The sequence below is a fragment of the Georgenia daeguensis genome, from assembly GCF_039537705.1.
In the GTDB taxonomy this organism is placed as follows: Bacteria; Actinomycetota; Actinomycetes; order Actinomycetales; family Actinomycetaceae; genus Georgenia; species Georgenia daeguensis.
In genome coordinates, this window is the sequence record NZ_BAABBA010000067.1 from 1 (window position 1) to 2,624 (window position 2,624).

Genomic DNA, 2,624 nt, shown 5'->3' on the forward strand with positions numbered 1-2,624 from the left:
TGCAAGCGGACATGCCAACCTCCCTGTAGGCGGACACGTACTTCCCTGTTGACGGACAGCTGATCTCCCTGTCTGTGGCCATGGACCGAGTCGTGTCGGTCCCGACGTAGGCGTCCCTCCGGGGATTTGCTCGAGGTCTTCGACCACCACGAGCAGGTTCGACCGGAGGGACGCGTGAAGAAGTCTGACAGGGAAATCATGGAGATTCTCGAGGCGTTCGACGCCACGGAGAGTGCGCACTCGGCCGCGCGGTTGGCCGGGGTCGATCCCAAGACGGTGCGGCGCTACGTCGCCGCTCGGGATTCGGGCCGTCCGGTGACGGGGCCGGGGCGGCGGCCGCGGATGATCGACGGTTACATGCCCAAGATCGAGGAGTGGGTCGAGCGCGGCAACGGCAAGGTCCGCGCGGACGTGATCCACTCCCGCCTCGTCGCCCTGGGGTTCACCGGGACCGAGCGGACCACCCGGCGCGCGGTCGCACGCGCCAAGGCGGCGTGGCGGGCCGGGCACCGCCGCACGTACCGGCCCTGGATCACCGAGCCGGGGCTGTGGCTGCAGTTCGACTGGGGCGAGGGCCCCAGGGTGCCGGGCCCGGACGGGACGCTGCGGCGGACGTTGCTGTTCTGCGCCTGGCTGGCCTGGTCGCGGTTCCGGGTGGTGATCCCGGTGTGGGACCAGAGCCTGCCGAGCCTGGTCGCGTGCCTGGACGCCACGCTGCGCCGTCTCGGTGGGGTGCCGACCTACGTGCTGACCGACAACCCCAAGACGGTCAGCGTCGACCACGTCGCCGGAGTACCGGTGCGCCATCCGCAGATCGTTCAGGTCGCCCGCCACTACGGCACCCAGGTTCACACGTGCGTGCCGTACGACCCGGAGTCCAAGGGTGGGACCGAGGCCACGGTCAAGATCGCCAAGGCCGACCTGGTCCCGACGGAGGCGAACCTGCGCGAGGCCTACGCCTCCTTCGCCGAGCTCGAGGCGGCCTGCGAGGAGTTCTGCGCCAAGGTCAACAGCCGCAAGCACCGCGAGTCCGCGCGGGTCCCGGCCGAGGCGCTGGTGGAGGAACGTGCCCGGCTGCATGTCCTGCCGGCCGCACCACACACGATGGCGCTGGGCCAGACCAGGAGCGTGAACACCGATCAGACGGTGCGGTTCGGGTCGGTGCGGTACTCCACCCCGCCGGGCCTGGTCGGCGCCGAGGTCTGGGTCCGCGTCGCCGGGACCGAGCTGGTCATCGTCGCCGACCTGAACGCCCTCCCCGTCGTGCCGGACTGGGCCCGGGACCGGCGCGGGCTCGTCGAGGTCGCCCGACACCGGCTCTCCACCCCGGGGAACCCGCGTATCGACCTGGGCCACTACCCCGGTCACCCGCAGCACCCCGACGGGGCGCCACGGACACCGCGGCCGAGGGCGCGTAGCGCCGCGGAGCGGGACTTCCTCGCCCTGGGCGACGGCGCGCACTCCTGGCTGGTGGAGGCCTCCGCGGCCGGGACCGTGCGGATCCGGGCGAAGATGGCCGCCGCCGTCGAGCTCGCCGCCCTGGTCGGCACCGAGACCGTCGACGCCGCCCTGGGCGTCGCGGCCACCGCCGGCAGGTTCGGTGAGGGCGACCTGCCCGCGATCGTCGAGCACCAAGCGAGCGGCGCGACGTCCGCAGACCTCGTCATCGCCGATGAGACCCACTCCGCCCAGCCCGGCACCGCCGCCTGGGCCAACTTCGGCACCAGCAAGGAGACCACCCGATGAACCCCACCACCACGATGCCGGCGCCGCCGCTGCCCGAGGACCTCACCGCGGTCCTGCGGCGCATGCGCCTGCCCTACCTGCGCGCCGCCGCCCCCGACGTCCTGGCAACGGCGAAAGCCCAACGCTGGGACCCCACCGAGGTCCTGCGCGTCCTGCTCGCCGAAGAGGTCCGCGGCCGCGACGAGGCCACCCGGGCCATGCGCCGCAAGGCCGCCGGCCTGCCGGCCGGGAAGACCTTCGCCTCCTGGCGCGAGGCCGACTCCTCCATCCCGGTCCCGACCCAGTCCGCCCTCGCCGCCCTGGAGTGGGTCCACCGAGCCGAGAACCTCGCCATCTCCGGGCCCTCGGGAACCGGGAAGACCCACTTCGTCGAGGCCCTGGCCCACAAGGTCATCGACGCCGGCATGCGGGTCTCCTGGTTCACCCTGGAGTCCCTCACCACCGCCATCGGCCGCGCCGGCGCCGACGGCTCCATCAGCAAGGTCATCGCCAAGATCACCCGGGCCGAGCTCATCGTCGTTGACGACATCGGCATGCTGCCCTCCGGCCAAGCCGCCGCCGAAGCCTTCTACCGCCTCGTCGACGCCACCTACGAACGCCGCAGCCTGGCCGTCACGAGCAACATCCACCCCTCCGGGTTCGACACGATCATGCCGAAAACCCTCGCCACCGCTGCCGTCGATCGGCTCCTCCACCACGCCCACGTCATCATCACCGAGGGCACCTCCCTCCGGCTCAGCGAAGCCACCGCCGGACGCGGGGTGATCCCCTTGAACTAACAACCAGGGAGATCAACTGACCGCGGACAGGGAGATGAACTGTCCGCCCACAGGGAGATCACCCGTCCGCCCACAAGGACATCCCACTGTCCGTTGACA

The 2,624-nt window shown here is 71.5% G+C and carries 2 protein-coding genes; both read left to right on the plus strand.

Translation table 11 applies throughout. The features are described 5' to 3' along the window. Positions 1-198: 198 nt before the first annotated feature. Positions 199-1,746 (plus strand): IS21 family transposase, encoded by a 1,548-nt coding sequence (gene istA / locus ABD774_RS21395; protein ID WP_345045773.1) that lies wholly within the window; start codon positions 199-201, stop codon positions 1,744-1,746. Beyond that, on the plus strand, positions 1,743-2,525 hold the full coding sequence (gene istB, locus ABD774_RS21400) for an IS21-like element helper ATPase IstB (protein ID WP_341360960.1): 783 nt from the start codon (positions 1,743-1,745) through the stop codon (positions 2,523-2,525). The genes istA and istB overlap by 4 nt, the downstream gene beginning before the upstream one ends. Positions 2,526-2,624 lie beyond the last annotated feature (99 nt).

What these genes read in the sequence shown, in the direction of transcription:
- istA (WP_345045773.1), top strand. Translation starts at nt 199, where the DNA reads ATGGAGATTCTCGAGGCGTTCGACGCCACGGAGAGTGCGCACTCGGCC.
- istB (WP_341360960.1), top strand. Translation starts at nt 1,743, where the DNA reads ATGAACCCCACCACCACGATGCCGGCGCCGCCGCTGCCCGAGGACCTC.